This window comes from Pseudarthrobacter sp. S6, from assembly GCF_050156575.1.
Taxonomy (GTDB): domain Bacteria; phylum Actinomycetota; class Actinomycetes; order Actinomycetales; family Micrococcaceae; genus Arthrobacter.
Genome location: NZ_CP189581.1, coordinates 2469572 through 2493887, shown reverse-complemented (window position 1 = coordinate 2493887; position 24316 = coordinate 2469572). Strand labels below are relative to the sequence as shown.

General features: G+C 66.1%; 27 protein-coding genes and 3 pseudogenes. 15 read left to right on the top strand and 15 right to left on the bottom strand.

What is annotated here, in order from left to right:
* Window positions 1-67 precede the first annotated feature (67 nt).
* Both ACQCS0_RS11900 and ACQCS0_RS11895 read right to left on the bottom strand, forming a co-directional pair.
* Window positions 68-583, bottom strand: coding sequence for an alpha/beta hydrolase-fold protein (locus tag ACQCS0_RS11900; RefSeq protein ID WP_426938419.1), 516 nt, complete (start codon window positions 581-583; stop codon window positions 68-70).
* 837 nt (window positions 584-1420) lie between these two features.
* The gene (locus ACQCS0_RS11895) at window positions 1421-1798 is read right to left on the bottom strand and encodes a hypothetical protein (protein WP_426938418.1); all 378 of its coding nucleotides are present in this window, start codon (window positions 1796-1798) and stop codon (window positions 1421-1423) included.
* 177 nt (window positions 1799-1975) lie between these two features.
* On the opposite strand from ACQCS0_RS11895, the gene ACQCS0_RS11890 reads away from it, so the two are divergent.
* Both ACQCS0_RS11890 and ACQCS0_RS11885 read left to right on the top strand, forming a co-directional pair.
* Complete coding sequence (locus tag ACQCS0_RS11890; RefSeq protein WP_354154809.1) at window positions 1976-3433, top strand: ATP-binding protein; 1458 nt, start codon at window positions 1976-1978, stop codon at window positions 3431-3433.
* A 138-nt stretch (window positions 3434-3571) separates the two neighbouring features.
* Window positions 3572-3862, top strand: a complete 291-nt coding sequence (locus ACQCS0_RS11885) for a hypothetical protein (protein WP_354154808.1) — start codon at window positions 3572-3574, stop codon at window positions 3860-3862.
* Between the two features lie 81 nt (window positions 3863-3943).
* Here the strand turns inward: ACQCS0_RS11885 and ACQCS0_RS11880 are convergent, their stop codons facing one another.
* A complete protein-coding gene (locus ACQCS0_RS11880) occupies window positions 3944-4627 on the bottom strand; it encodes a response regulator transcription factor (RefSeq protein ID WP_354154807.1) in 684 nt (227 codons plus the stop codon).
* A gap of 154 nt (window positions 4628-4781) precedes the next feature.
* Between ACQCS0_RS11880 and ACQCS0_RS11875 the strand changes: the two genes are divergently transcribed.
* Window positions 4782-4943 (top strand): hypothetical protein, encoded by a 162-nt coding sequence (locus ACQCS0_RS11875; protein WP_354154806.1) that lies wholly within the window; start codon window positions 4782-4784, stop codon window positions 4941-4943.
* Window positions 4944-5553: 610 nt separating this feature from the next.
* On the opposite strand, the pseudogene ACQCS0_RS11870 reads toward ACQCS0_RS11875, so the two are convergent.
* The 3 genes and pseudogenes from ACQCS0_RS11870 to ACQCS0_RS11860 all read right to left on the bottom strand — a co-directional run.
* Window positions 5554-5655: pseudogene (locus ACQCS0_RS11870) on the bottom strand (four-helix bundle copper-binding protein); the annotation flags it as partial.
* 815 nt (window positions 5656-6470) lie between these two features.
* Complete coding sequence (locus ACQCS0_RS11865; RefSeq protein ID WP_354154805.1) at window positions 6471-7841, bottom strand: DUF2254 domain-containing protein; 1371 nt, start codon at window positions 7839-7841, stop codon at window positions 6471-6473.
* A 546-nt stretch (window positions 7842-8387) separates the two neighbouring features.
* Window positions 8388-8724 (bottom strand): annotated as a pseudogene (locus tag ACQCS0_RS11860) (Na+/H+ antiporter NhaA); the annotation flags it as partial.
* A 100-nt stretch (window positions 8725-8824) separates the two neighbouring features.
* Between ACQCS0_RS11860 and ACQCS0_RS11855 the strand changes: the two are divergent.
* From ACQCS0_RS11855 to ACQCS0_RS11845, 3 genes are read left to right on the top strand one after another with little or no spacing between them, the layout of a single operon-like run.
* Complete coding sequence (locus ACQCS0_RS11855) at window positions 8825-9595, top strand: CHRD domain-containing protein (protein WP_354155277.1); 771 nt, start codon at window positions 8825-8827, stop codon at window positions 9593-9595.
* A gap of 24 nt (window positions 9596-9619) precedes the next feature.
* Window positions 9620-10306, top strand: coding sequence for a sortase domain-containing protein (locus tag ACQCS0_RS11850; protein ID WP_426938417.1), 687 nt, complete (start codon window positions 9620-9622; stop codon window positions 10304-10306).
* A 44-nt stretch (window positions 10307-10350) separates the two neighbouring features.
* Window positions 10351-11004 carry a hypothetical protein gene (locus ACQCS0_RS11845; RefSeq protein ID WP_354154802.1) on the top strand — a complete coding sequence of 218 codons (654 nt, stop codon included), beginning with the start codon at window positions 10351-10353 and terminating at the stop codon, window positions 11002-11004.
* 109 nt (window positions 11005-11113) lie between these two features.
* On the opposite strand, the gene ACQCS0_RS11840 is transcribed toward ACQCS0_RS11845, so the two are convergent.
* Together ACQCS0_RS11840 and ACQCS0_RS11835 are read right to left on the bottom strand one after the other, a co-directional pair.
* On the bottom strand, window positions 11114-11356 hold the full coding sequence (locus ACQCS0_RS11840) for a hypothetical protein (protein ID WP_426938416.1): 243 nt from the start codon (window positions 11354-11356) through the stop codon (window positions 11114-11116).
* 6 nt (window positions 11357-11362) lie between these two features.
* On the bottom strand, window positions 11363-12085 hold the full coding sequence (locus tag ACQCS0_RS11835; protein WP_426938415.1) for a hypothetical protein: 723 nt from the start codon (window positions 12083-12085) through the stop codon (window positions 11363-11365).
* 112 nt (window positions 12086-12197) lie between these two features.
* On the opposite strand from ACQCS0_RS11835, the gene ACQCS0_RS11830 reads away from it, so the two are divergent.
* Complete coding sequence (locus ACQCS0_RS11830; protein WP_354154799.1) at window positions 12198-13415, top strand: molybdopterin-dependent oxidoreductase; 1218 nt, start codon at window positions 12198-12200, stop codon at window positions 13413-13415.
* Window positions 13415-13927, top strand: a complete 513-nt coding sequence (locus tag ACQCS0_RS11825; protein ID WP_354224821.1) for a hypothetical protein — start codon at window positions 13415-13417, stop codon at window positions 13925-13927. The genes ACQCS0_RS11830 and ACQCS0_RS11825 overlap by 1 nt, the downstream gene beginning before the upstream one ends.
* Here ACQCS0_RS11825 and ACQCS0_RS11820 read toward each other — a convergent pair.
* Genes ACQCS0_RS11820 through ACQCS0_RS11805 form a run of 4 tightly spaced genes read right to left on the bottom strand, consistent with a single transcriptional unit; the run spans window position 13888 to window position 16136 of the window.
* Window positions 13888-14625, bottom strand: coding sequence for a class I SAM-dependent methyltransferase (locus ACQCS0_RS11820; protein WP_354154797.1), 738 nt, complete (start codon window positions 14623-14625; stop codon window positions 13888-13890). The genes ACQCS0_RS11825 and ACQCS0_RS11820 overlap by 40 nt on opposite strands.
* Window positions 14622-15320 (bottom strand): TIGR04282 family arsenosugar biosynthesis glycosyltransferase, encoded by a 699-nt coding sequence (locus ACQCS0_RS11815; protein WP_426938414.1) that lies wholly within the window; start codon window positions 15318-15320, stop codon window positions 14622-14624. Before ACQCS0_RS11815 ends, ACQCS0_RS11820 begins: the two co-directional genes overlap by 4 nt.
* A complete protein-coding gene (locus ACQCS0_RS11810) occupies window positions 15317-15934 on the bottom strand; it encodes a glycosyltransferase (RefSeq protein WP_426939782.1) in 618 nt (205 codons plus the stop codon). The genes ACQCS0_RS11815 and ACQCS0_RS11810 overlap by 4 nt, the downstream gene beginning before the upstream one ends.
* Window positions 15885-16136: a hypothetical protein gene (locus tag ACQCS0_RS11805; protein ID WP_426939781.1), complete on the bottom strand. Its 252-nt coding sequence runs from the start codon at window positions 16134-16136 to the stop codon at window positions 15885-15887. The genes ACQCS0_RS11810 and ACQCS0_RS11805 overlap by 50 nt, the downstream gene beginning before the upstream one ends.
* 122 nt (window positions 16137-16258) lie before the next feature.
* Between ACQCS0_RS11805 and ACQCS0_RS11800 the strand changes: the two genes are divergently transcribed.
* Window positions 16259-16999: a response regulator transcription factor gene (locus tag ACQCS0_RS11800; protein WP_354154794.1), complete on the top strand. Its 741-nt coding sequence runs from the start codon at window positions 16259-16261 to the stop codon at window positions 16997-16999.
* Window positions 16992-18131, top strand: a complete 1140-nt coding sequence (locus ACQCS0_RS11795; RefSeq protein ID WP_354154793.1) for a HAMP domain-containing sensor histidine kinase — start codon at window positions 16992-16994, stop codon at window positions 18129-18131. The genes ACQCS0_RS11800 and ACQCS0_RS11795 overlap by 8 nt, the downstream gene beginning before the upstream one ends.
* Here ACQCS0_RS11795 and ACQCS0_RS11790 read toward each other — a convergent pair.
* Complete coding sequence (locus ACQCS0_RS11790) at window positions 18128-19195, bottom strand: NAD-dependent epimerase/dehydratase family protein (RefSeq protein ID WP_426938413.1); 1068 nt, start codon at window positions 19193-19195, stop codon at window positions 18128-18130. The genes ACQCS0_RS11795 and ACQCS0_RS11790 overlap by 4 nt on opposite strands.
* Window positions 19192-20121, bottom strand: a complete 930-nt coding sequence (locus ACQCS0_RS11785; RefSeq protein ID WP_426938412.1) for an MTAP family purine nucleoside phosphorylase — start codon at window positions 20119-20121, stop codon at window positions 19192-19194. The genes ACQCS0_RS11790 and ACQCS0_RS11785 overlap by 4 nt, the downstream gene beginning before the upstream one ends.
* A gap of 193 nt (window positions 20122-20314) precedes the next feature.
* On the opposite strand from ACQCS0_RS11785, the gene ACQCS0_RS11780 reads away from it, so the two are divergent.
* From ACQCS0_RS11780 to ACQCS0_RS11760, 5 genes and pseudogenes are all read left to right on the top strand, one after another.
* Window positions 20315-20650 carry a metalloregulator ArsR/SmtB family transcription factor gene (locus tag ACQCS0_RS11780; protein ID WP_354155893.1) on the top strand — a complete coding sequence of 112 codons (336 nt, stop codon included), beginning with the start codon at window positions 20315-20317 and terminating at the stop codon, window positions 20648-20650.
* A gap of 31 nt (window positions 20651-20681) precedes the next feature.
* Entirely contained in the window at window positions 20682-21662 is a 981-nt protein-coding gene (locus tag ACQCS0_RS11775) for a TIGR03086 family metal-binding protein (RefSeq protein ID WP_354155892.1), read from the top strand.
* Window positions 21663-21713: 51 nt separating this feature from the next.
* A complete protein-coding gene (locus tag ACQCS0_RS11770) occupies window positions 21714-22049 on the top strand; it encodes a hypothetical protein (protein WP_354155891.1) in 336 nt (111 codons plus the stop codon).
* Between the two features lie 124 nt (window positions 22050-22173).
* A pseudogene (locus tag ACQCS0_RS11765) lies at window positions 22174-22329 on the top strand (phage tail protein); the annotation flags it as partial.
* 116 nt (window positions 22330-22445) lie between these two features.
* Window positions 22446-23501 carry a DNA polymerase IV gene (locus tag ACQCS0_RS11760; protein ID WP_354155902.1) on the top strand — a complete coding sequence of 352 codons (1056 nt, stop codon included), beginning with the start codon at window positions 22446-22448 and terminating at the stop codon, window positions 23499-23501.
* A 90-nt stretch (window positions 23502-23591) separates the two neighbouring features.
* Here the strand turns inward: ACQCS0_RS11760 and ACQCS0_RS11755 are convergent, their stop codons facing one another.
* Window positions 23592-24311 carry a GntR family transcriptional regulator gene (locus ACQCS0_RS11755; RefSeq protein WP_354155890.1) on the bottom strand — a complete coding sequence of 240 codons (720 nt, stop codon included), beginning with the start codon at window positions 24309-24311 and terminating at the stop codon, window positions 23592-23594.
* Between the last annotated feature and the right edge of the window lie 5 nt (window positions 24312-24316).

Below are 24316 nucleotides of genomic sequence, written 5' to 3'. Positions count from 1 at the left end.
CTTAGCAACTTATGCCGCTGCCGATAAGAGAACCCTGAGGATGCGCCGAACCCTTCGGATTCCGACATCAGGGGTACAGCCCCAGGGCGGGCGCGAGCCAGTCCACGGCCGGAGCCAGGGACTGCCGTGTAACCTCCCAGGAGTGTCCCAGCCCGGGCACCAGGGCCGTCTTGACGTCAAAGCCGGCTTTAGCTGCTGCGTCAGCGATCCGGGCCTGGTAGCCGGCGAACGTGCCGTCCTGCGCCCCGGCGGCGAGGTAGATCCTGCTGTGGGTGTAGTGCCGGGTGGCCAGGACTTTCAGGGGCGCGACCGCGTCGAAGGCGGCGGTGTCTGAGCCGAACGCCTGTGCGATGGTCGCGGCCCGGTCGGGGCCCAGTGCCGGTTCCGCTTCGCCGCTGACGTCGATTACTGAGGGGTGTATGTCGGAGTGCAGGGACGCCATTTGCAGGGCGCAGGTCCCGCCAAAAGAGAAACCGCCGATCGCCCACCGGACAGGGTCAGGATCCACTCTCAGGGTGGCTTTGATCCAGGCGGGGACATCGGTGGAGAGGTACTTGCCGGCCTTGGCGATGCGCGAATCCATGCACATTGTGCTGGCCGTGGCGGAGCCGTTGACATCGGGTATGACTACGACGGGTGCGAGTCCGTTGTGTGCTGCGGGCGGCGAAGCCGGACGCCGTACCCGGAATCTGCGCCGAGTTGATCGTCCCGGCCGCAGGGAGACCCGTCGGCTTCACCCATGTGGCCGCCAACGGGCCCGTATTCGGGCCGGGTCCTGACGGGTCCGCGGTCCGGGGCACCAGCCGGGAGCCTGACGGAAGCGACTGGATCGCTGCGGTATTGGCTCCGGTCAGCTCACCGAGGGGCCGGTAGGTGCCGAAGCAGGCATTTACTTCCAACGCGGCGCCCAGAATCAGTACCGCCATGGCCACCGGTGCAGTAATTTTGCGCCGCCAGCCGGTTCCCGCCATGTTCAGACCCGCCAACAGGAGAGCCAGGAACGCGACACCGATCCACCCGGTCACGGGCCAGGGCAGTGCCTGGGCTGATACTGCGGCCACATGGACCAAGTACCAGCTTGTCCCCAGAGCCAGCAGGGCCGCGGCGGAGACCGCCGAGGCTATCTTCATCCACCAACTCCGCCCGCGGCGGAGCAGGAGGAGCAGCGCCGCCGCCCCTGCCGCGGACCCGACACTGACCGGAACGACCCCGGTGAGCAGATCCAACCCGGAAAGAGTGTTCATACCGTAGTCCTTCGAACTGCCGGTGCTCCCGGACGCCGGGAGTTAATACCGGACGCTGGTGTTGTTGCCCAGGCGCCGGAAGACCCGCGAAGCGGGGTGCTTCGCGGGTCCCGGTACACCGGCTGTGCTGTGCTCTCGGCCGGTCCGTTCCTCAAGGCCGCCTGCGCGGGTCGGTGCTACGGGGAACCGGGGGCGTCCCCGGGATCGGTGTGGTCACCGGTCTGCTCAATGTTCGGACCGGAATCACCGGGCGCCTCCGGTGCGTCTGCCGCTTCGGTGCCCTCGACAGCACCCGGAGCATCGGCCGTGTCGCCCGGGGTGGGCGTGTCGACGGCACCTGGTGTGTCAGCCGTATCGCCCGGGGTGGGCGTGTCGACGGCACCTGGTGTGTCAGCCGTATCGCCCGCGCTGGGCGTGTCCGCTGTCACGGATTGGGTGGTGGTCGGCGCCGGTGTTGCAGCGTTTGCGGCCCCAAGGCCCAGCCCGGCCATGCCGAGGACTCCTGCACTGACGATGACGATTTTGGTGTTGGTTTTCAGGTCTTTGACGTTCATGTCCGGCTCCTTTCGTGGCGGGCTCTTGGGTCCGCCGGTGCCTCCCGGTGCGGGTGGCGATGGTTCAAGTGTGGCCCGTGGCGCCTGAGAGGAGACTTAGCGTGCTTGAGGTCCGGCTGAGACGGGACCCGGGGGAGGGGTTTGTTTTCTGCCCTGCGCCGGGCCCATCCTTGGAACATGGATGCTGCTCAGGGTTTGGCGCGCCGGCGCAGTGCGCGTTGGGGTGTGCGCAAGCGCGCGACCGCGACCGCGGTGCTGGTCGTCGCGGCAGCACTGGCCGTGGGCGGGATCGTCCTGCTCGCCTTGCTCCAGAGCTCCCTCGTGGCGTCAACGGAAACGACGGCGCGGCAGCAAAGCTTCGACGTCATCGCACAGATCTCCGGACAGGACGTCGCCGAGGCCGGCCAATACATTGCCTCGACCGCCCATACCGGTCAATACGTGCAAATTCTCGCACCGGGAGGTTCAGTATTTGCCTCATCGATACCTGCAGCTGCCGCGGCCCCATTGACTTCCCTTCGCCCCGGGGCCGGACAGACCCTGACCCAGGACGTGACCGGATTGGACAGCCTCCATGACAACGACGATTTCCTGATCGTGGCGACCGGCGTCGATGTCGGGGACCGGCTCTACACGGTGGTCGTCGCCGCGACCGTCCAGGTCCAGGCTGACACCGTTTCCACAGTGGCCTGGTTCATCCTCGGGGCCACCCCGTTGCTGCTGGTGGTCGTCGGTATTTCCGTCTGGGTCCTGGTCGGGCGGTCGCTGCGGCAAGTGGAACTGATCCGTGGTCAGGTCGCAGGGATCAGCGCACGGAGCCTGGACGGGCGCGTGGACGTGCCGCCCACCGCCGATGAGATCCAGTCCCTGGCCGAGACGATGAACATGATGCTGGGCAGGCTGCAGGCCTCAGACCAGGAACAACGCCGCTTCGTCTCGGACGCCAGCCACGAACTGCGAAGCCCGCTTGCGACACTCAGCGCCGGAGTGGAGATCGCCGCCGCTGACGATTCCGGCGCGACGTGGGAACAGATGAAAACCGTTTTAGCGGGGGAAACAGCCCGGATGCGTTACCTGGTGGAGGATTTGCTGACCCTGGCCAAAACCAACGACGGCGGTCTCCGGCTCGAGAGCACGGACGTGGATCTGGATGATGTCCTGAACGAGGAGATCCGCCGGCTGCGTTCCACCAGCACCCGCGTTATCGAGGTCAGCCTCGAACCCGTCAGGGTATCCGGGGACCCGCGGCGTCTGGGCCAGGTCGTGCGCAACGTCCTGGACAACGCGGACCGGCACGCCGCATCCCGGATCAGCATTCGGCTGCGCAACACCAATGACGGGGCGCTCATTAGCATCGACAACGATGGATTGCCGGTGCCGGCGGCTGAACGGGAGCGGATTTTCGAACGTTTTGTCCGGCTGGATCAAAGCCGGTCCCGTGAAAGCGGCGGGAGCGGTCTGGGCCTGGCAATCGCGGCCGGAATTATGGCAGCTCACCACGGCTGGATCCGCACCGGTGAAACCCCCGGCGGGGGCTGCCGATTCGAGCTGGGCTTTCCTCCGGCTCCCGCCACCGCCCGCCAACCAGAGGGGCCGGACCTGGCAGTGGACCCGCGGCTCGCCGAAGCTCCATGAAGGCGCTGTGACCGGCTTCGCAAGGATTCGAAAGCCCGGGCACGGGCCAGTTGCGGCTTCATCGGGTTATGTGGGAGCGGCCTTGGAGCGCGGGACGTCACAGCGGTTCCTCAATTCCAGTGCGGAAGTGTTCTCCGTATGAACCTTCGCAGCGCAACCAGCACCGGATTGGCGATCATCGTCGCGCTGACCCTTGGCATGGGTTCGGCTTCCGCCGCGGAACACGGTAAAACGACGGGAACTGCCGCCAACGCCGCCCGGGCCGCGGGTCCGGACGCGCCGGACCGAGGTCAGGGCGGCCCGGATATGGTTATCCTCACCGGGTACCCCCAAGAAGTCCACACTGACGAGCGAATGATCGAAGAGGAACTCGAATTCGGGGAAGCCGCTCCGCACACGTTATGGCGGTCCCACACCGGCAGCGCTTAGAGCCCCGGCCGGCCAGGCCCGCCCCCCACCACGTGCCGCTCGTTGCACCGGAGCAGGAGAGCCGGGCGCGGACATCACTTTTTATCCGGTTGGCCGGTCAGCGGTCAGCATGTATCCCATTCCCCGGACGGTGGTCAGGGTCTGCAGACCGAAGGGGCTATCGATCTTGCGCCGCAGATACCCGATGTAAACTTCCACGACGTTGTCGCCGCCTTCGAACGCCGGGTCCCAGACGTTGTCGAGAATCTGGGATTTCGACACGACCTGGTCATGGCTGCGCATCAGGTAGTGCAGCAGGCCATACTCCCGGGCTGTCAATTCAATGAGGGAATCGCCCCGGCGGACGTTGCGGCTGCCGGGGTTCAGTGCCAGCGTCCCCAGGGTGAGGGTGACGGGCCGTTCCGGGGCGCCACGGCGGATCAGGGCACGGATCCTGGCGACGAGCACGAGGAAACTGAAGGGTTTTGTTAGGTAGTCATCGGCTCCCAGATCGAATGCGTCCGTCTGGTCGTATTCCCCGTCCTTTGCCGTGAGCATCAGAACAGGGGTCCAGATCAGCCGCTCCCGGAGTTCCTTGAGAACGTCGTACCCGTTTTTGAGCGGAAGCATCAGATCAAGCAGGATCACGTCGTACGGGTTCTCCGTAGCAGCCCACAGGCCGCTGACCCCGTCATGGGTAATGTCGACCACGAAGCCCTCATTAGTGAGTCCGCGCCGGACCGTCTCGGCCAGCATTTTTTCGTCCTCGACCAGCAGCACCCGCATGCCCGGCCCCCTTTCGTTGGTACTTGCAGTATCCCGGACGCCCGTTGAGCGGAACCTGAGAAGCGGCGGAGCGGCTCTCAGTTTTTTCTCAGGGCAGGTGCCGCAAACTGGTGGCACCCCGGCGCATCAGCGCTCATACCGTCAGGACTGCACCATGGATTCCTCCCCCGCCCGCCGGACCACGATCTTTCCGGGGCTGCAGTCCTGGTGGTGGGTCACCGTGGCCGCGTCCTTATTCGCCACCACGGCCGCGGCGGGGATGGCGGCGAAGTCCTTCGGACCACTGGCCCCGGAGCTGGGCCTGGACATCTCCTGAGCCATGGGAGGAACAGTGCGTTGATTGCGGTCAGTGAGGCCATTCATTACGGTCTTGGACCGGCCGGTGCCCTGGCGCTGGTGATAATGATCTGCGGGGCCAGGCCGAGCTGGCGGGCAACGAACGGGCCCATAATGCCTGCCCCGATAACCACCGCCTTCATGTCCTGCCTCCAATGATCAGATATGGCGGGCTGAAGAGGGCCGACCCCAAGCGCAGGAGCACCGCCAACACCTGCCGGATAATTCCTGACTCCTTCCCCGCAGGCGGTCCCGCGCGAACGTCTCACCACCAGCGTCCGGACAGGAGCCTCCTGCAACTATGACCGCTGAACACCGGCCCGGTCAGTCCCGCCGTTGATTGAATCTAAACCCGCACGCGCACCTGTACGTCAGCAGGCCGCCGTCATTCCTTCCTGGGGACGCGACAGGCAGGCCCAGGTCGACGGGTACCGGCTGCATGGGCTCACCGCAGTGGATGTGTGTGGTCAGCATCCGGCGCAGTTGCGGATCCTCTGAGAGCCAGTCACGCGCTGCGTTGCTTGGCTGTGCCTTCTGCCGGGCACCACGATCCGCCCGGGAAATCTGTGAATGTGTCATTATTGCGCCCCTCAGCCCAACGAGGTGAGGAGATCAGCGCACGCCTGCTCGCAGCGGCGACAGGTTTCGACGCACACCTCGCAGTGGCGGTGCATCGACGCATGCTGCCCGCATTAATGCTTCCGAGGTCCTCTGGTTGGGCGTCCAGCATGGACTGTGCATGTGTCATTGGTTTCTCTTTCGGGATCTGAACAGCGGGTCGTGACAAAGTGGAACGGCGAACCGTTTCTACGTCCTGCCGATGGAAAGCTTGACCACGGTCAGCGCCGGCAAAGCCGGTTCCGAAGGCACAACGCTACAAAGAATTCCGCCACCAGGCTCCTGGTGGGTCAAGGGCGGCAGGTCCACTGCGCCCATCCCTCAACGGTGCCGGTTCGCTCCGGGGAGCCAGACGCCGTTCACAGCATTCCTGATCCAGAGCCTCAGGCTCCACGGACGGGTTGGCCTCGTGGACGACGCTGACGGGCTGGGATGCCGATGCCGAAGGGCCGGCATGGCTGGCTGCGGTGTCCGGCGGCATTGCTTCAACGTCTCTTTTCTCGACTGACTGGAAGGAACTGTGACCTGGGACGAGGTCGTACCGGCTGCCGTGAGTGTAGGAGGCTGCCCCCGCGAGGAGGAGGGCCAGAAGGAACCATGCGAATACGCCCCGCACCGGGACCGGGCAGCGCAGCATTCCTCTTGAAGACCAACTCAGCGCGGCCATTCCCACTTCCTGGTGGACACCATCTGTCCAGGCTAACCTCCGGCCACAGTTCAAACCATCACACGTGCATTACTTTTGGCGTCGGTTTGGAAGGCCACGATGCGGTACGCGCCTGGCCACCAGGCAAGAGGCTGCGACGAGTATGGTCGCCGCCTTGGCAACCTCAAGCGCAGGTCACAAGCCCCGGCCGGGCACTGACTGTCCCGTTCCGGGCAGGGAATCTCACGGGCTCGCCGGGTTGCCGGGGTGCAGGTTCTTTGGCTGCATGCGGTCTATGGAGTCGGCCTGCTCCAGCAGGCTCCGCCGTTCTGCCGGCGAATAGTCAGCGGCACCGATGGCGTTGCGCATCCGGCCCAGATGCTCTCGGATATCCACCCGGTATTTGTCCTTCCGGTCGCACCAGGTGAGCTCCTCAAGCAGGCCCAGGAGCCGGCCTGCAACGGCCGGATCTGCCGCTCCGTATTGCCGGGGCTGGTTCATCGCCATGTTGAGAAGGTCTTCGAGTTCCGGAAGCGAAACCACAACCCTCACCCGCCCGCCGTCGTCCCTGAGCTGCTCAGGGCCAGGGTTTCGCTCCGCCAGCCGGCACAGGAGTACGGAGAGGTGCCCGATGACGTGCACTGCGGTGGTGGGATCGTTGATGCCTGGGGAGAGTGCACGGGCAGCGACGTCGACCAGCTGGCGGAATCCGAATCCGACGTCCTGGACGTTGGTGCGTTCAAACCCGGTGGCCACAGCGGCGTTGACCTCCTCAATCAGCCTTTCTCTGGCTGAAGTGGTGAGCGTTGCTCCCGGTTGAACGGCCCAGACGGTGGCGAAGGGAACACCGGCCACCAGGGAACTGCCCGGTTCCCGGTCTATCCGTATCACTGCCCCCGCATCTTCCGCGGCCCGCTTCAGTGCGCCCTTGTCAACGGAGGTCAGGAATCCGGAACTGGTGGAGTTGATGAGGATCTTCCCCTCTGCCGGGACCGGATCCGGTCCCGGCGCCGGCAGGGGGCGGTCCTCCGGGAAGACGCGGTTGATGGTCTCCTGGGTTTCCACGTTGACCCTGCGCATCATGGTTTCCACCCGGATCTCCCTGGTGAGATGCGCCAAGAAGAGCACCAGCCCGATAACACTGCCTATGGCGAGAACGAACGCGACAGTGACGGAAATTTCCGGGACGAACGGGCTGGTTCCGCTGCCTTCGCCGCGGACGCTTCGAAGGACAGTCAACGCGAAAGCGAAGGCAGCCAGGAAGAGGGCCAGCGTCCCGTGGACGAAACGGTCCGAGGTAAAAGTCCGCAGCAGCCGCGGGGAAAATTGGCTGCTGGCCAGCTGCAGCGTGACCACGGTGAGCGAAAACGTCAGGGACGTCACCGTGATCAGGGAACCCGAGATCGCCTGCAGCACTGACCGGGCCGCCTCCGGCCCTCCACTGAAGAGCAAAACAGTGACACTTTCTGGCAGCTTGCCGTCAACTGCAGCATCCAGGGCAGGCACCGCCGTCCCGAGAACCACAGCCAGCGCAACCGCCAACACCGGAAGCGGCCAAAGCTGTGTCCGCAATGCATCCATCCACTGCGCGCCACGCCCAGTCATCGGGAACATGCCGCCAGCCTTACAGGTGCATCAGTCATTGTCTACACTCCCATCAGAGGATCAGATCCGGAGAGTCCTTTTCCTCGTCATCCGTCCCCTGGGCGCTGGATCCAAGCTCGCCGAACCGGAAATACTACGCGTACTGTCCACTACGTCCCGTTGTACGGAAGATGCAGCCAAAACCCGCCTATGGCGTACGAGTACCCATGCAACAGCACTGTCGCCTTCGGATCAACTTTGGCCACAATCCTGCTCAGTTCCGACGTCGCCGTCTTTGAAGGGTCGGCGGCGCATGCCCAGCTGCGTAGAAACCGCCTCAGCGGGTCCGAGGTGCTGCAGGCCACGGCACCGCTGGTACGCTCCCGAAGCGGCGCTACGTGCCAAATGTTTCCAACCAGCGCAGCAGCGATTTCTCGCCGCGAAGCTTCCTGCGGTGTGTTCCGGCCGGGACCGTCCACGTACGCGCGTCGGGTCAGGTCACGGGTGGCGGTCTTCCTGGTAAACGTCCGGGATGCCGTCTCGGTCTATAGCGATGCCTTCTTCGGCCTGCACAGCACGGTACTGCCGGATCCGCCCAACCAGCAGTGCCGCCGCCAGGAGGGCCGGCAGCAGTGGCCCGGCCTGGATATCGGAGGCGTAGAACACCGCGATGATGCTGATGGCCAGAAGGTCATCGACCACGGCCAAAGTCAGCAGGCAGATCCGCAGCGCACTGGGCAGGTGCGACCCGATGATCGCCAGCACAGCAACGGCGAAAGCAATGTCGGTTGCCGTGGATCGCCCAGCCCTGCAGGGTCTCAGGACTGGCCAGACCGATCAGCGCATAAATAACGGCGGGAACTGCTACACCGCCGACAGCCGCTGCGATGGGCAGCACGGATTTACTGAACTGCAATATCCGCGCCCATCCAGTCCGCGAGTTGTTCCGAAGTACAGGTATCCCCGTCCGGGGGCACCAACATCACACTCGCGTGTATGAGGAGATCTTTTCAATGAATAAGACACTTCGCTTTATGGCCGTCCCCACGCTGGCTTTGGCCGCACTGGCCCTTTCCAGTGCCCCCGCGATGGCAGCGGATCAGTCCTACCAGTCGACCCTGGGCCAGATTAACGGCAGCACAGGCTCGGGCACCGTCACTGTTGACGTTACGGGCAATCAGGCTCACGTTGTCCTGAATGTTTCGGGCCTGGCCTCGACTTTTATGGACGCGCCGTACCCGCACGTCCAGCACATCCACGGCGGAGCCAAGGGCACCTGTCCGGCACCGTCGGCCGATAAGGACGGCGACAAGGTCATTTCCACCACCGAAGGTGCCCCGTTCTACGGCGGAATCCTCACCACGCTCTCCACCAGCGGGGACACCAGCCCGGCAGCGGGCTTGGACCTTAAGGTCGCCGGGCAGGGTGCCTCCTACACCATTGACCGCACGTTCGAGGTGAACGCCGAAACCAAGGCCGCCCTGAAAGCCGGTACCGCCGTTGTTGTGGTCCACGGCCTTGACCCCGCCACCCTCAGCGCAGCCGGCCAGGCCGCCAAGTCAGACCTCGCGCCGACCCTGCCGCTGGCCGCGACGTCCCCCGCACTGTGCGGTACCTTGACGGCCGGGCAGATGAAGATGCCTGCGGGCGGTGCTGACACCGGCGTCAGCCAGGAGACAGGGAACGACGCCGGAGCCCTCGCCCTCGGCGGTGGCCTGGTCCTGGTCGCTCTCGCCGGTGGAGCGTACGCTGTGCGCCGCCGCAACGCCAACGCAGCAGCCTAAGCCCGGGCTGAGCGGATCACTACTGTGAGAACCAAGAACCACGGCCGCCGCGGGGGCTTCCTGGCCCCCGCGGCGGCCGGGGTTCTGCTCCTGCTGGCCCTGACCGGCTGCGCCGCCGGAACAGCGGGAACTCCCGACGCCGGCGCGGTGCCTTCGGCCTCTGCCTCCTCTTCGGTGCCGCCCAGCCCGCCCTCGGCCCCACCCGCCGTGCCGTCACCGGCTGCACCGGCGGCGGCCCAACAGCTTCCGGTGTTGGGTGCTTCAGCTCCGGTCACCCTGAGCATTGCCTCGATCGGGGTCCGGACCGACCTGCTCCACCTGGGCCTGCGGGAGAACGGCTCCCTGGAAGTCCCGCAGGACACCGGCAACGGCGCACCAGCGAGCTGGTACAACGGCTCACCAACCCCAGGCGAACGCGGGCCCTCCGTGATGCTGGGCCACGTCAACGCGCTCGGCGGCAACCAGGGTGTTTTCGCGGACCTCCGCAAACTCACACCCGGTACCGAGATCAACGTCTCCCGAACCGACGGCAGTACGGCCGTGTTCACCGTTGACCGCGGAGCCCTCTACAGCAAAAACGAGTTCCCCACCCTCGAGGTCTACGGCAACACCCCGGGAGCCGAACTCCGCCTGATCACCTGCGACGGCTACGACCCCGCCACCGGGCTCTTCGACGACAACTACGTCATCTACGCCAAACTCAAAGCCTGAAACGGACCTCTCCTGCGGAGCGGGAACAGGCAAGGACGGACAACATGACACACCGACACCACACACTGGCCGCCTTGGCCATCGCCTCTCTGCTGCTCTCCGGCTGCGCTACTGCGGCGGGATCGGTGGACGCGGTGTCCGCCCCGCCGTCGGACGTTTCAGCGCCGGCCTCAACGGGACCTACGCCGAGCGCAGGACATTCGGGCAGCAACGCCAGCGGACACCATGGCGGCGCCGCGGCAACGCCCGGCGCAACTCCGGCCGGACCCAGCGACGCCGCCCAGATGGTGTGCGGGGACCAGCCGATGGACAGGCTCACCTCCATCCTTGACCTGAAGGAGGACCCGCACACCGTCAACCACTGGGCGGACAGCACCTTCACCTGCACCTACCACCTGCAGGAAGGTGCGCTGGATATTTCCGTCCAGGAAGCCGGAGACCCCGTAACCGCAAGGAAATATTTCGACGCGATGCAGGCCCTCGCAAAGGACGCGACCCCCATCAAAGGCCTGGCAAACCTGGGCTTCCCGGCCTTTGAAACCGCTGATGGTTCGGCCGTGTTCCAGAAAGACAGCTTCGTCCTGCACGTCGATGCCTCGGACCTGCCGAACACTGTGGGCCCGGAAAGCATCAGCCGAAACGCCTTGGCCTACCAGCTCTCCACCACCATCCTCGCCTGCTGGGTAGAGCACCCCTGACATAACGCATCCTTTGTTGCTGTCCGTATCACTCATCGTGGTGGAAACAGTCATGCATCAGGATGAAAATGTTGAGTCCGTTGGATCCAAGCAGGAAGACGCTGCCACCTCAGCCCGGGGAACGCCGTTGTCTCACGACTGCGGCAACCAGAATTAGTGCGGCGGCGGCGGCGCCCAGTCCCAGCCGGGCCACCAGTTGGCCGTATGGTTCGGCGCCGGTGAAATACATCATTGCCAGTACGGGGGCGATGGCGGTGAACTCGCAGCGCCGGCTGAGCACCACGAACGGCAGGAGCAGCAAGGCGTACCAGGGGTAGCTGGGCGAGACGAGCAGCAGCGTCCCGCCGAGCATGACAACCTACCCGTCCCATGGCCGGGCGGCGTTGGTGGTCCGCCAGACATACACGGCCAGGCTCAGCAGCAGCCCGACCAGCTGGAAGGCAATGAACCCAACCTCTGCGCCGGGGAGGAGCCGGACGGCGAGGAAATACAGCTCCGCCACGGCCGGATAGACAGTGGGCACGGAGGGCCGGTTGATTCCCGTGCACAGGGTGCCGCCGCCGGGAATGTTGGTGGTGGTCTCCGTGCCGGACGAAAAGGGGTTGGTGTGGCAGGTTCCGTCCGGTCCGGCGTCCTGGAACAGCCATTCCGGTCGCAGCTGCCGAAGAGCCTCATCGGCCGGCACGTATCGGTAAGAGCTAATTCCCGCCTTCTGGACGATGCCATCCCAGGCGTAGCGGGCGGAGTCATTGCTCGTGGCTGGCGGTGCCGAAATCGCCGCGGTGCCCAGCAGTACCGAGCCCAGCAGCACGACGGCGGCCGCATGCCGGGCGGGCATCCGGCGCGCCATCAGGGCGGCCAAGAGAAAGAGTACCCATGCCGCCAGCGCGCCAAGGGGGGACACCCACTCCGCTGACGGATCGGTGGTGACGGTCCACCAGACGGAGCCGGCCAACAATGCCACCAGCGCCAGCGCCGCCATGGTTGCGCCGGCGCGCGGCGTCCCGTGTGCCGCCGGGCTGTCCCCCGCTGGCCCGGGAGCCTGGCCGGCCCGCGCGCGGCGGCGTGTTCGTTCGCTCACCGCTTGATCCTGCACCACGTGCAGGACGGTGGGCCATGGAACCACAGGAGCGTTCGCGTTTTGTAAGGTCTGGCCCGGGACTGGGTGCGGGCCTCGGTGGTCTGATGTGAGTATGGACAGATTGACCACCCTCCTCCAGCAGCGGATGGAGGCGGTGAACGGACGGTTTTCCTCCCGATTGCGGAGCAAACGCCTGGCGGTGGTGCTGGGCCGCTGGCTTGGCATGGCGTTCACGGTCTGCTTCTTGACCGGACTCTTCAGCCACCTCCTGCAGGATCCGCCCGGCTGGATGTTATTACCGACCCGTCCGGTGTGGGTGTACGCGGCTACGCAGGGCATTCACGTCACTACCGGGATAGCTTCCATTCCGCTGCTGGCGGCCAAGCTTTGGTCCGTATTTCCCGAACTGTTGCGTTGGCCGCCGCTGAAATCCGTGGTGCACGCCCTGGAGCGGGCCTCGATTGCCCTCTTCGTGTCCGCCTCTCTGGTGGAAGTCACCATCGGATTGCTCAACACCTTCCAGTGGTATCCCTGGCCGTTTTCCTTCAAGGACGTCCACTACTGGCTGGGCTGGGTGATCATTGGCTCGCTGGCCTTGCACATTGCAGTCAAGCTGCCGCTCATCCGGGCGCACTGGAGCCGCCGGTCGGAGGCTTCCGCCATCACGGGTGAGGCTGCTGAAGCAGCGCCGGAGCCCGAAACCGTTCCAGCTGCCATGGCGCCTGCCACCAGGCCCGGGTGGAGCCGCAGGGGGTTCTTGGCGGCAATGACCGCCGGTACCGGCGTCGTCGTTCTGACGACTGCGGGCCAGTCGTTCGCCTGGCTGGAGGGCCTGAACCTCTTCGCACCGCGCCGGATGGACGCGGGGCCGCAGGGGGTACCGGTCAACCGGACCGCGGCCCAGGCCGGTGTTGAGGTCGCTGCGCTGGCCCCCGACTGGGTACTGACCGTGTCCTCGGGACCGGTGCAGAAGACGCTGACGCTGTCCCAGCTGGCCGCCCTGCCCCAGCACAGCTACGGACTTCCCATCTCCTGCGTGGAGGGGTGGAGCCAGGGCGCCCAATGGCGTGGTGTCCGGATTCGGGACCTGATGGCCTTGGTAGGGGCGCCCCCGGACGCCGGACTGCAGATTTCCAGCTTGGAGAAGGGCGGCGTGTACGGGCGCTCCTTCATGCCCGCCGCGTACAGCCAGGACGATCAGACGCTGCTGGCGCTGGAGCTCAACGGCGCGCCGCTGGACCTTGACCACGGTTATCCGGCACGAATCATCGCCCCCGGCCGGCCGGGGGTACTGCAGACCAAATGGGTGCACAAAGTGGAGGTGATCTGATGCGACTGCCATTGATGGGTCCTCCGGTGACGATGGAGAGCGGACCGTTTTGGTGGGTGCGGGCAGCTCTGGGCGCTCTGGGCGTGGCAGCCCTCGGCTATGCCGTCTTCGGATTCCTGGCCAATGTGCCGCTTGCCCAGTTGGTCGGCGTGGCGGCCTGGCTTGCCGCAGCACTGGTGGTGCACGACGGCGTGCTGGTCCCCGTGACGACGTTGGCCGGCGGCGGACTGTCGCGGCTGACGTATGGGCTGCGCCCCGTCCAGCAGGCGATAGTGCGCGGCGCCCTGCTGGTAGGGGCGGTGGTGACCTTGCTGGCAGCCCCGCTGATTCGCGCCCAGCAGGTGCTCCAGCCAAGCGGCCCGGGAAGCGGGGCCAACGGTACAGTGCTGCAGGGGGACTATGTGCAGGCCTTGGGCATCTTCTGGCTGGTTCTGTTGGTGGCCGCTGCGGGGTTCGTGGCCGCCGTCGGACTTTACAACCGACGTTCCAGCGTCAAAAAGACCCGGCCCTGAACAGTCCGGGTGGCGACGGAGGCCAGCCCCGCCCGGGCTGCATGGGCTGCCAGAGCTTTCGCGCCGGCGCGGGCCCAGGGAAAGGCGGCGCTGGCCCGTCCGGCCGAATCCTCCAACACGGCCAGATAGGCCACATCAAGGGAATCGGGGGTTTCGGCCTCTGCCAACGCGTGCCCGCCCGGTGCCAGCAGTGCGGCAACACGCTCCAGCAGCACCCGTATGTTCCCGCCGATTCCGATGTTCCCGTCCAGCAGCAGCGCCGACGCCCAACCGCCCTCGTGCGGGATCGGGTCAAAGATGGAGCCATGAATCGCCACTGCGCCACGGCTGGTGGCCACCCGCACCGCGGGAGCGCTCGCGTCAACGCCCATTGCCACCAAGCCCAGTTCACCGGCGGCGGCAAGCATCCGGCCAGGGCCGCAGCCCACATCAAGAACCGGCCCGCGAAGGGTGCGCAGCAGTTCGCGTTCGCAGGCGGTGGCCGGGGCGGACCAGCCTTGCATGCTGAAGTGGACCGGCCCGATTAGTTCCGGGCGGGCGGATTCCGGGCGGAGGGTCAGGTGCCCCAGGCCGAGCGACAGGCTGCCTGCGTACGGCTCGTGTCCTCCTTGGCCAAACGAGGCGACCGGGATGCTGCCGCCAGCAGATCCGCCGCCTGCCCAGGGGCCGGTATTGGTGGACGCTGTCTGGGCGCTCATCCCTGGGCCGGCCCTTGGGTTGCTGCGCCGGTCGGCACCGGAACGGGCTCCTTCGCCGTCGGCAGCCCCAGGGCCAGGCGGTCAACCGCGCGGGCGAACGGTGTGCCGGAACAAGCGCGGGCGGCGGCCAAGGCATCGGCAAAGTGGTCAACGTCCGTCAATGTGGGCAACAGCCCCACCGTCAGGCCGGCGCCGGTCAGGCGGGCCAACTGGTGCGACCCGGTCTGAGGGGTGGACATTTCCACGCCCCGGACCAGGTTGCCGTAGGGCCGGTGCAGCCCCAAGGCCCAAAAGCCGCCGTCCGTTGCCGGTCCGATCCAGGCGTCGTAGCGGCGCGTCGGGGCGGACCAGTCCGCCACCAGCCTTGCGAGTGGTGTAAAGGAAATCTGGGGCGTGTCCATGCCCAGAATCAGCAGCGGGCCGGTGACCAACGAACAGATAACCGCCAGCCGTTCGTCCAGCGGCCCACCACTCTGGGCAACCACTTCAAAACCCGCAGCGTCCCTGCGGTGCGGCGCCCCGTCAAACACCAGCAACCGCCTGGCCGCGGGGAAGGACCGCACAGTCTCGAGCGTCTGACTGAGGCTGGTCTGGGCCAGGGCTGCTGCCTGCGCAGGCGTGAGCGGTGGCGTGAGGCGCGTCTTGACTTTGCCCGGGATGCATTCTTTGGCGACGACCGCGATGGTGAGGATCACGGCGTCGCTCCCCGGGACTCGGCCGGGGGTCCGCCCGCGGTCGGTCTACCGGCGCCGGTAGCTGGCGTCCACCGCGATGCGGCGGCCAGTTGCGCCCTCATGTCCTTGAGTGCTGTCAGGGTTCCACGCACCGTGCCGGTCACCTTGGACTTGCCCAGGCGCGGCGCATAAGCGACCGGAACCTCTGCCACGCGCCAGCCGTCGCGGTGGGCTTTGAGGAACATTTCCAGCGGATAACCGCTGCGCCGGTCGGTGAGGTCCAGCCCGAGCAACGCAGTTCGCCGGGCCACGCGAAGCGGGCCCAAGTCCGTGACGGGGATTCCCGTCAACCGGCGCAGCCGCCTGCTCAGGACGATGTTGGCCAGCCGGGCATGGACCGGCCACGCGCCGCGGGCTGGCCGCCGGGCACCCAGGACCAGATCGGCACGCCCGGTGCGCACCAGCTCCAGCATCGGGGCCAGTTGTGCAGGATCCAGCGAACCATCGCAATCGCAGAAGGCCACAAACTCCGCCGTGGCAGCCACCAGGCCAGCATGGGCTGCCGCACCAAAGCCGCGCCTCGGTTCATGAACGACGGCGGCCCCCAGACTGGCGGCGAAGCTTTCCTGAGCCATCGGTACAGCCGTTGTCCACCACTATTGCCCGGTATCCGGGCGGCAGGGCCCCCAGTACCTGGGGGAGGGCCGAAAGCTCGTTGAGGCAGGGCAGCACGACATCCACCAGCACGGTGGGTGCGCGGCCGGCGTTGTCATCCGCTGCGCAGGGGGCGCTGACCGTGCCGGTTCCTTCGTGCGAACTGCTCTGTTTTTTCTCCACCCTTCGACCGTAGAATCCGCGGGACCGGCGCGGCAGGTGGAAATCCTTACGGAACCGGGACGCTTGCCCTCCGGAAGCCCTATGCAGACCCAAAGTGGCGTCCACGAACCTATGCTGGGTACGTGAATAGTGTTCAGCCCGACCCGGACCCAGGGGACGTTGGCAACCGGCGCATCCTGCTCGTTGAAGACGAGGCCACCATCGCCCAGGTGGTGCACGACTATTTGGTGCTGGCTGGTTTCCAGGTTGATACGGCAGGTGACGGATTTAGTGCCCTGCATCTGGCCCGGACGCACAACCCGGACCTGATCATCCTGGACCGTATGCTGCCTGGTTTGGACGGGGCGGAGGTATGTCGGCGGATCCGGCTCACCCACTCCATGCCCATCATCATGCTCACCGCGCTGGGCACCGAAGACGACCGCATCCTGGGCCTGGAAATGGGCGCTGATGACTACGTCACCAAGCCCTTCTCGCCCCGTGAGCTTGTGCTTCGGGTGAAGTCCGTCCTGCGCCGCAGCGTCAAGGAATTCACCCCGGAACCGCCCGTGGAGCTGGCCGGCTTTGCCCTCAACCCGGCCTCGCGCATTGTCAGATACCGCGATAAGAACCTCATACTGACAGCTAGGGAATTTGACCTTCTGGCGTTCTTTTTGCGCCGCCCCAACCAGGTCTTCAGCCGCGACGTACTCATCAAGGCCGTCTGGGGCTGGGACTTTGGCGATCTGTCAACGGTGACAGTGCACGTGCGCCGGCTGCGCGAAAAAATCGAGGCCAACCCCACCACGCCCGTGCTGCTGAAAACGGTGTGGGGCGTGGGGTACAGGTTCGACGACGGCACGGAGCCGGCCAGCCATGACTAGCGGCGATCTGTTCATCATTGTCACGGTTGTGCTGTCATGGGCGTTGGCCATCGGCGCCGTGACTGTGGTGCTGCAGCGACTGCTCGGCAGGACCTCCATTGTGGTGCAGATCCTGCTCGTGGTCCTGGCCACTATCGCCATCCTGGTGGCAGGGATGGTGAGCGCCTTCAACGCCATGTTCATCTCGGAGGCGGATCTTCAGGTGATGTGGTTCATCCTGGCGATCGCCTCGGTCGTTGCCACGGTGGTCGCAGTGGTCTTGGGAGTAGGGCTGGCAAGGAACACCAACCGCCTGGCCGGGGACGCGGCCAGAATCGGCCGCGGAGAGCCCGTGGCACCGCAACGGAAAATGACCTCGGAACTGTCCGCGTTGGCCGCCGAGCTTGCTGCCACCAGCCATAAACTCGAAGAATCCAGACAACGGGAACAGGCAGTGGAGGCTGCACGGCGCGAACTGGTGGCCTGGGTTTCCCACGATCTGCGTACCCCGCTGGCCAGCATGCGCGCCATGGCCGAGGCGCTGGAGGATGGCATTGCCGAGGATGTTTCCGGCTACCACCAGCGAATAATCGGCCAGACCGACCAGATGGCCGTGCTGGTCAATGACCTGCTCGAGCTCTCCAAGATCCAGGCTGGAACCTTGGTGCTGGACCACCGGCCCTTGGACCTGTACGACGTCGTCAGCGACGCAATTGCCGACCTCGCCCCTGTCGCGGCCGGCCGGGCCATTGCCATCAACGGCGACGCCGTGGCCCCCACGTTGGTGGCTGCCGATGGCGCGTCGTTGTCCCGGGCCATCCGCAATGTGGTCCTCAACGGCATTCTGTACAGTGCTCGTGGCAGCACCGTGTCCATTGCCGTGACCTCCGCCGCCGGCGAGGCGGTGGTAGAGGTACGGGACGGCTGCGGCGGGATCCCGGCGGAGGACCTGCCCCGGATGCTCACCGCGGGCTGGCAGAAGGACGCCGGTCGCACCAAATCGCGATACAGCGGCGCAGGGGTTGGCCTAAGCATTGTCCACGGCATCGTGCAGGCCCATGGTGGTGCTCTGGAGGTTGCCAACGTTGCGGGTGGGTGCCGGTTTCGGTTGCGGATCCCCGCTGGCCAGGAGGCTCTGGGACCGGCCGTCTAGGGCAGTTCCCCACGCAGCGGGGCGGTGGCGAACTCGCGCATGCCGTCCTCGAAACTGCGCCGCGGAGCCCAACCCAGTTCGGCTTTGGCCCGTGCAGAGCTCGCGGTGATGTGCCGGACGTCGCCCAGCCGGAAGTCCCCTGTGATCACGGGGACCGGGCCGCTGCCAACAGCGCTCAGGACCCCGGCCATCTGACCAATGGTATGGACCTCCGAGGCTCCTACGTTGTATGCCCTCATACTGCCTGCCGCCATGACCCCGCCTGCCGCCAGCGCTTCAACGGCGCACAGGTTTGCCTCCGCGATGTCCGCCACGTGGATGAAGCTGCGGCGCTGGCCGCCGTCCTCGAACACCCGCGGCGCCTCCCCGCGGGCCAGGGCCGAGCGGAACAGGCTGGCCACGCCCGCATAGGGTGTGTCCCTGGGCATCCGGGGGCCATAGACGTTGTGGTACCGCAGGGCCGCGGCAGTGCCTCCGGTTGAACGGGCCCACGCCGATGCCAGGTTTTCCTGGGCCAGTTTGGAGGCAGCATAGACGTTCCGCGGGTCCAGCACCGCGCCTTCGGTGACCAGTGTGGGCTGCAGGAGCTCGCCGGTGACAGGGTCCCGGGGGTCAAAGATTCCGTGGTTCATGTCCTCCACCCGGCGTGGGCCGGGCCGCACCAGCCGGCCGGATGAGTCCGTGTAGGCGCCCTCGCCGTAGACCACCATGGAGGAGGCCAGCACCAGCTTGTCCCTGCCGGCCGAGGCCATGCCTGCCAGGAGTACGGCCGTGGCCAGGTCATTGTTGCGGACATAGTCCGGCGCATCGGAGAAGTCGACGCCGAGGCCCACCTTGGCGCTCTGATGGACAACGACGTCGATCCCCTCCAAAGCCGCAGCAACGGTGGATGCATCGCCAACGTCGCCCACCAGCAAAGACGCGCCGGGATGTGCTGCCGGCCTGACCGGATGCACCACCGGATCCAGCGAATCCAGGGTCCGGACCTCCCAGCCGCGGGCCAGGGCGGCCCCGACGATGTGGCCGCCAATGAAACCGGCTCCGCCGGTGACCAGAATTTTCACGGCGTCCTCCTTCCAGTACCGGGGCTGACCGGGCTGGCGGCGCCCATCACAGTGGCGACGGCGTCGGCGGGCATAAGGGCCATCCGCGGGAATCCGCCGCCGTCCGCCGTTTCCACGCAGGCCAGCCCCGCGGATACCCTCCTCGCCGCCTCGGATAGCACGGCCAGAACCCGCGGCTGCGCGGCCGCCAGGCGGCCGAGTACCAACTCCGCGGTCACGGGCTCGGAACCGTCGTGGCCGGTGTCGGCGTCGGTGATGAACGCCAGCGCCGCGAAATGCATGTTCAGCTCCGCCGCCAGCACCGGCTCGGGGTATTGGGTCATGCTGACCAGATGCGCACCGGCCCGGACCAGGGCTGCCGACTCGGCCTTGGTGGAAAAGCGTGGCCCGTTGATGACAGCCACGGTTGCAGCCGGTGCGAAGTGTTCGCCCTGCACCTCCAGAGCGTCGAGGAGTGCGGCGCGCAGCGGGGCACTGTAGGGCTCGGCGGCGGGCAGGTGCTGCACGCCGGTGGGCAGCGAGCCGTCATAGAAAGTGTCCGCCCGGCCCCAGGTCCTGTCCAGAAACTGGTCGGGTACGGCAAAGGTCCCGGTTCCGTGGCTCGGAACCAGTCCGCCCACTGCCGCGGACGAAATGACAGCCTCCACACCCATGCTCTTGAGCGCCCAGAAGTTGGCACGGTGGTTGATCTGCTGCGGGGCAATGCTGTGTCCGCGGCCGTGCCGGCCCAGGAACACGACCACCGGTCCGTCCGCACCTCCGGGACCGTCCCGTGCAGGCAGCCGGGCAACGGTGACGGGGCTGGACGGCGGGCCAAAAGGCGTCGCGGCATCCAGCGTCTCCAGCACGGCAGCGCCGGGCAGCCGGTACAGGCCCGTGCCGCCAATAATGCCGACGCGGGCGAAGGGTTCCGAGGGATAGTCCATGACCCCATCATGCCAACCACGCGCAGCAGTTGACGCGGGTGGAATCCTTAAAAGTCCCGAACGAGCTGCGCCGCAGTCCAGTTGTTGTTGTTGGCTCCTAGCTGTACACGTGCTCCAGTAATCGTCAAAAGTGCGCGCCATTTTCGATCGCGTGGCCTTGCTTAATGCGTTAGCCGGAACTAACGTATTAAGTGTGTTGGATGCCTTGGAGATCGCTGCTGAGCCGAGCCGGCGGCGGTTGCTGCGTCTCCTGGGCCGCCAGGAACAGTCCGTGGGGGATTTGGCCGCCCACTTCACGGTCAGCCGCTCGGCGGTCTCCCAGCACCTGCTGCTACTGGAACAGGCAAGCCTGGTAATTGCGCGCAAAGAAGGGCGGAACAGGTTTTACCGGCTCAACCCCGAGGGCATGGGCCGGCTCCGTGCAGTGGTCGAGCAGTTCTGGACCGACGAACTGGATTTGCTAGCCGCGGACGCGGCCGCATTGGCAGCAGGTCGGCACGGTCCAGGCAAGTCTGCACCAACCCGCTAGGTACTTCGCTTCAAGACAAAGGACCGCTCTTATGAGCTTCGACAAAACCATCCACCTGCCCGTCGACGCCGACGAAGCTTTCGCCCTGATCACGCAGCCAGAACGCCTGCGCCGCTGGAAGACGGTGGCCGCCCGTGTGGACCTTCGCGTAGGCGGCGAATACCGCTGGACCATCATCCCGGGACACCACGCGGCCGGGACGTTCCAGGAAATCGAGCCGGGCAAGCGCATCGTGTTCACCTGGGGCTGGGAGTCCGGCACGGACCTGCCGCCCGGCGCGTCCACGGTCACCATCACGCTGGAGCCGGTCGACGGCGGCACGTCGTTGCGCCTGGTGCATGAGGGCCTCACGCCTGAGCAGTCCACGGCACACGCCGAAGGCTGGAACCACTACCTGGGACGTCTGGTCGCGGAGACGTCGTCGGATGCCGGTGCAGGCCCGGACGAATGGTCCGCTGCCCCGGACCCCATCGACCACCTCATCGCCGCCGATGCGTCGCTGGCAGTCCTCCTGGGTGTCCTGCGCCAGCTCACACCGGAAGACCGCGAGAAGCCGACGCCGTGCGAGGACTTCACTGCCCATGAACTCCTTGAGCACCTGGGCGGCTCCCTGAAGAACATCGCCTCGGCACTGGGTGCGGACGCCACGGACCGCGTCGATGCGGCTCCCGAGGTCCGCATCGCCGAACTTGCGCAGCCCACGCTGGAAGCGTTCGCCCGCCGCGGCCTTGATGGCACCATCGACATGGGCTTCGCCAAACTTCCCGCCCCAATGGTGGCCAGCATCCTGAACCTCGAGCTGTTGGTCCATGCGTGGGACTTCGCGAAGGCAAGCGGCCAGCACCTGGCCGTGTCCGACGTCGTCACGGACTACGTGGAGGGCCTGGCCCTGGTGACTATCTCCGAGCAGGTCCGCTCCGGCGGCAGTTTTGCGCCGGCCCAGCCTGTCGCGGAGACCGCCGGCAGCCTTGAACGCCTCATTGCGTTTACCGGCCGGACTGTCGCCGTCTGACCGTTTCGCCCCGCAACAACAAGAACAATAACCACGAAGGAAGGAACGAAAATGTCCAAGTTTCTCTTCATCTATCACTCTCCGATGACACCCGCCGAGGCCGCGCCGCCGGCGCCGGAAGACATGGAAGCCGCTATGGGGGAGTGGAACGCATGGGGTGCCAAAGTGGGCGAAGGGCTGATCGACTTCGGAACCCCTTTGGCCAACGGCGTCCGCGTTTCGCCGGGTGGAGCCACAGCGCCGAGCCAGCTCGAGGTCTCCGGATATAGCCTCATCGAAGCCGAGACTTCCGAGGCAGCCCTGGAACTCGCCAAGCAACACCCGCACCTGAATATGCCGGGCAGCGAAATCGAGGTCCACGAGGGCCAGCAGATTCCCGGAATGTAGCTGCGGACCTTCTCGTCATATCCTGCCGGGGCCGCCGCGCCATCAGGGCGGCGGCCCCGGCACCCTCTGAGTCAGGAATTCCCATGCCTGCACGAACGCGAGGACCGTTGCGAGGGCGATCGCGGTCGAGGACGGCGAAAAGCGAGCGGTCGGATTCAAACTGGCTGAAGGCATGGAGATTTCGGAGGAACTGGCATCACGTTTCACGTTTGCCCGCCAGAAATCAAAGCTGGCAGGCGTTATCCGCGGTTCCTACTTCGTGATTAAGGGCGAGTACTGATCAGCTGACTTGCGCGCCCGGCAGCATCCCGAGTGCGGTTTCCGCCGTCTCGATGGAGAGTCGATGCCTGCCGGGGATGTTTAGGGCAGACTGGTGGCGTGAGCGGAATCCGGTGGGTGCTGCACGTCGATCTTGACCAGTTCATCGCGGCGGTCGAAGTGCTGCGGCGGCCGGAGCTTGCGGGCAAGCCCATCATTGTGGGCGGTCGGGGCGATCCCACGGAACGGGCGGTGGTGTCGACTGCATCCTATGAAGCCAGGGCGTTCGGTGTGGGTTCCGGGATGCCCTTGCGCGTTGCGGCCCGGAAAGTGCCCGACGCTGTGATCCTGCCCGTCGATCATGAGGCCTACCTCGCGGCGTCTGAAACGGTGATGGCTACCCTGCGCGCGCTGTCCGGCGCCACCGTGCAGGTGCTGGGTTGGGATGAAGCCTTTGTAGGCACTGAGGCGGAGGATCCGGAAGCCTACGCCCGGCAGGTGCAGGCAGCTGTCCTGGAGCGAACGCAGCTGCATTGCAGCGTGGGTATTGGCGACACGTTGCTCCGGGCCAAGGTCGCCACCGGTTTCGGCAAGCCGGCCGGTGTCTTCCGTCTTACCGCCGGGAACTGGCTCGACGTCATGGGTAGCCGGCCCACCAAGGACCTGTGGGGCGTCGGAACCAAAGTGTCGGGCCGGCTGGCCAAGCTCGGCATCAACACAGTTGCCGAGCTCGCCGCGTGCGACCCGCAGGACCTGGTCCCGGAGTTCGGCCCCAGGATGGGTCCGTGGTACGCGGAGCTCGGGCGCGGGGACGGCGCCAGCGTTGTGGACGATACCCCGTGGGTTGCCCGCGGGCATAGCCGCGAGACTACCTTCCAGCGGGACCTGACCGAGCCCGCCCAGGTGGACGAGGCCGTGCGGGAGCTTACAGCGCGTGTCTTTGAGGACGTTGTGGCCGAAGAGCGGCCCGTTGTGGGGCTGACCCTGAAGGTACGGTACGCACCGTTCGTCACCAAGACCCACGCGAAGAAGATACCCGAGACATTCGACCGGAACGAAATCCTCGCGCGGGCATTGGACCTCGCAGCCGGAATCGAAGCGGGCCGTCCGATCCGGCTCCTGGGCCTGCGGGCCGAGATGGCTATGCCCGACGCGGCCCGAAAGGGACATACGCCTACGCGTGGCGGTTGGTGACGGCGCCGCTCCTGTTCTCACCAGCGCGGAAGAATCACTTCGATGACTGTGGTGGCGCCGACCTGCACGATCACCCAGGGTGACGCCGGGTCAGCCCAGTGCCAGGCGCATCGAGACCTGGTACCGGTCCGAGCGGTACGTGGAGATGGCGTACTCAATGGGAGTGCCCGGTTCCTCGGTCCCGGTGAAGGAACGGCGCTTGAAGAGCAGGACGGGTGCTCCCGGCGCGATGTCCAGCAGGGCAGCCGATTCCACTGACGCTGCAGCGGCCCCTACGGTCTGCTCTGCCTGTTGGACCGGGTGCCCGGCGGCTCCCAAAGCCCGGTACAGGGACCCCGTCAGATCTGACGAGAGCAGGTCCGGCAGCAGGTCCGGCGGCAGCCACGACTCATCGACGCTGACTGGTGCGCCGTTGGCCAGGCGGAGCCGCCGGACCCGGTAGGCAAGCTGTTCCGGAGCCAGCCCCAGGTGCTCGGCGGCCGCCGCAGGGGGCACTGCCGTGGACACGTTGATGACCCGTGTACTGGGCACGAAGCCTGCCTGCCGCATGTCCTCGTTGAAGGAAGCCAGGTGCAGGGTGGAACGGACCAGCCCGTGCGAAACGAAGGTCCCTTTCCCCTTGATCCGAACCAGCGCCCCGTCCTGGACCAGATCCGTGATGGCCCGGCGGACTGTAATCCGCGAAACCCCGAACTGCTCCTCCAGCTGCCGTTCGCCCAGCAGGGCATCGCCGGGCCGCAGTGTGCTGGACACCAGGTCCTGGAGTTGCCTTCTGAGCCAGACGTGTTTCAGTTCCCCTGCCGTATCCATGTCTC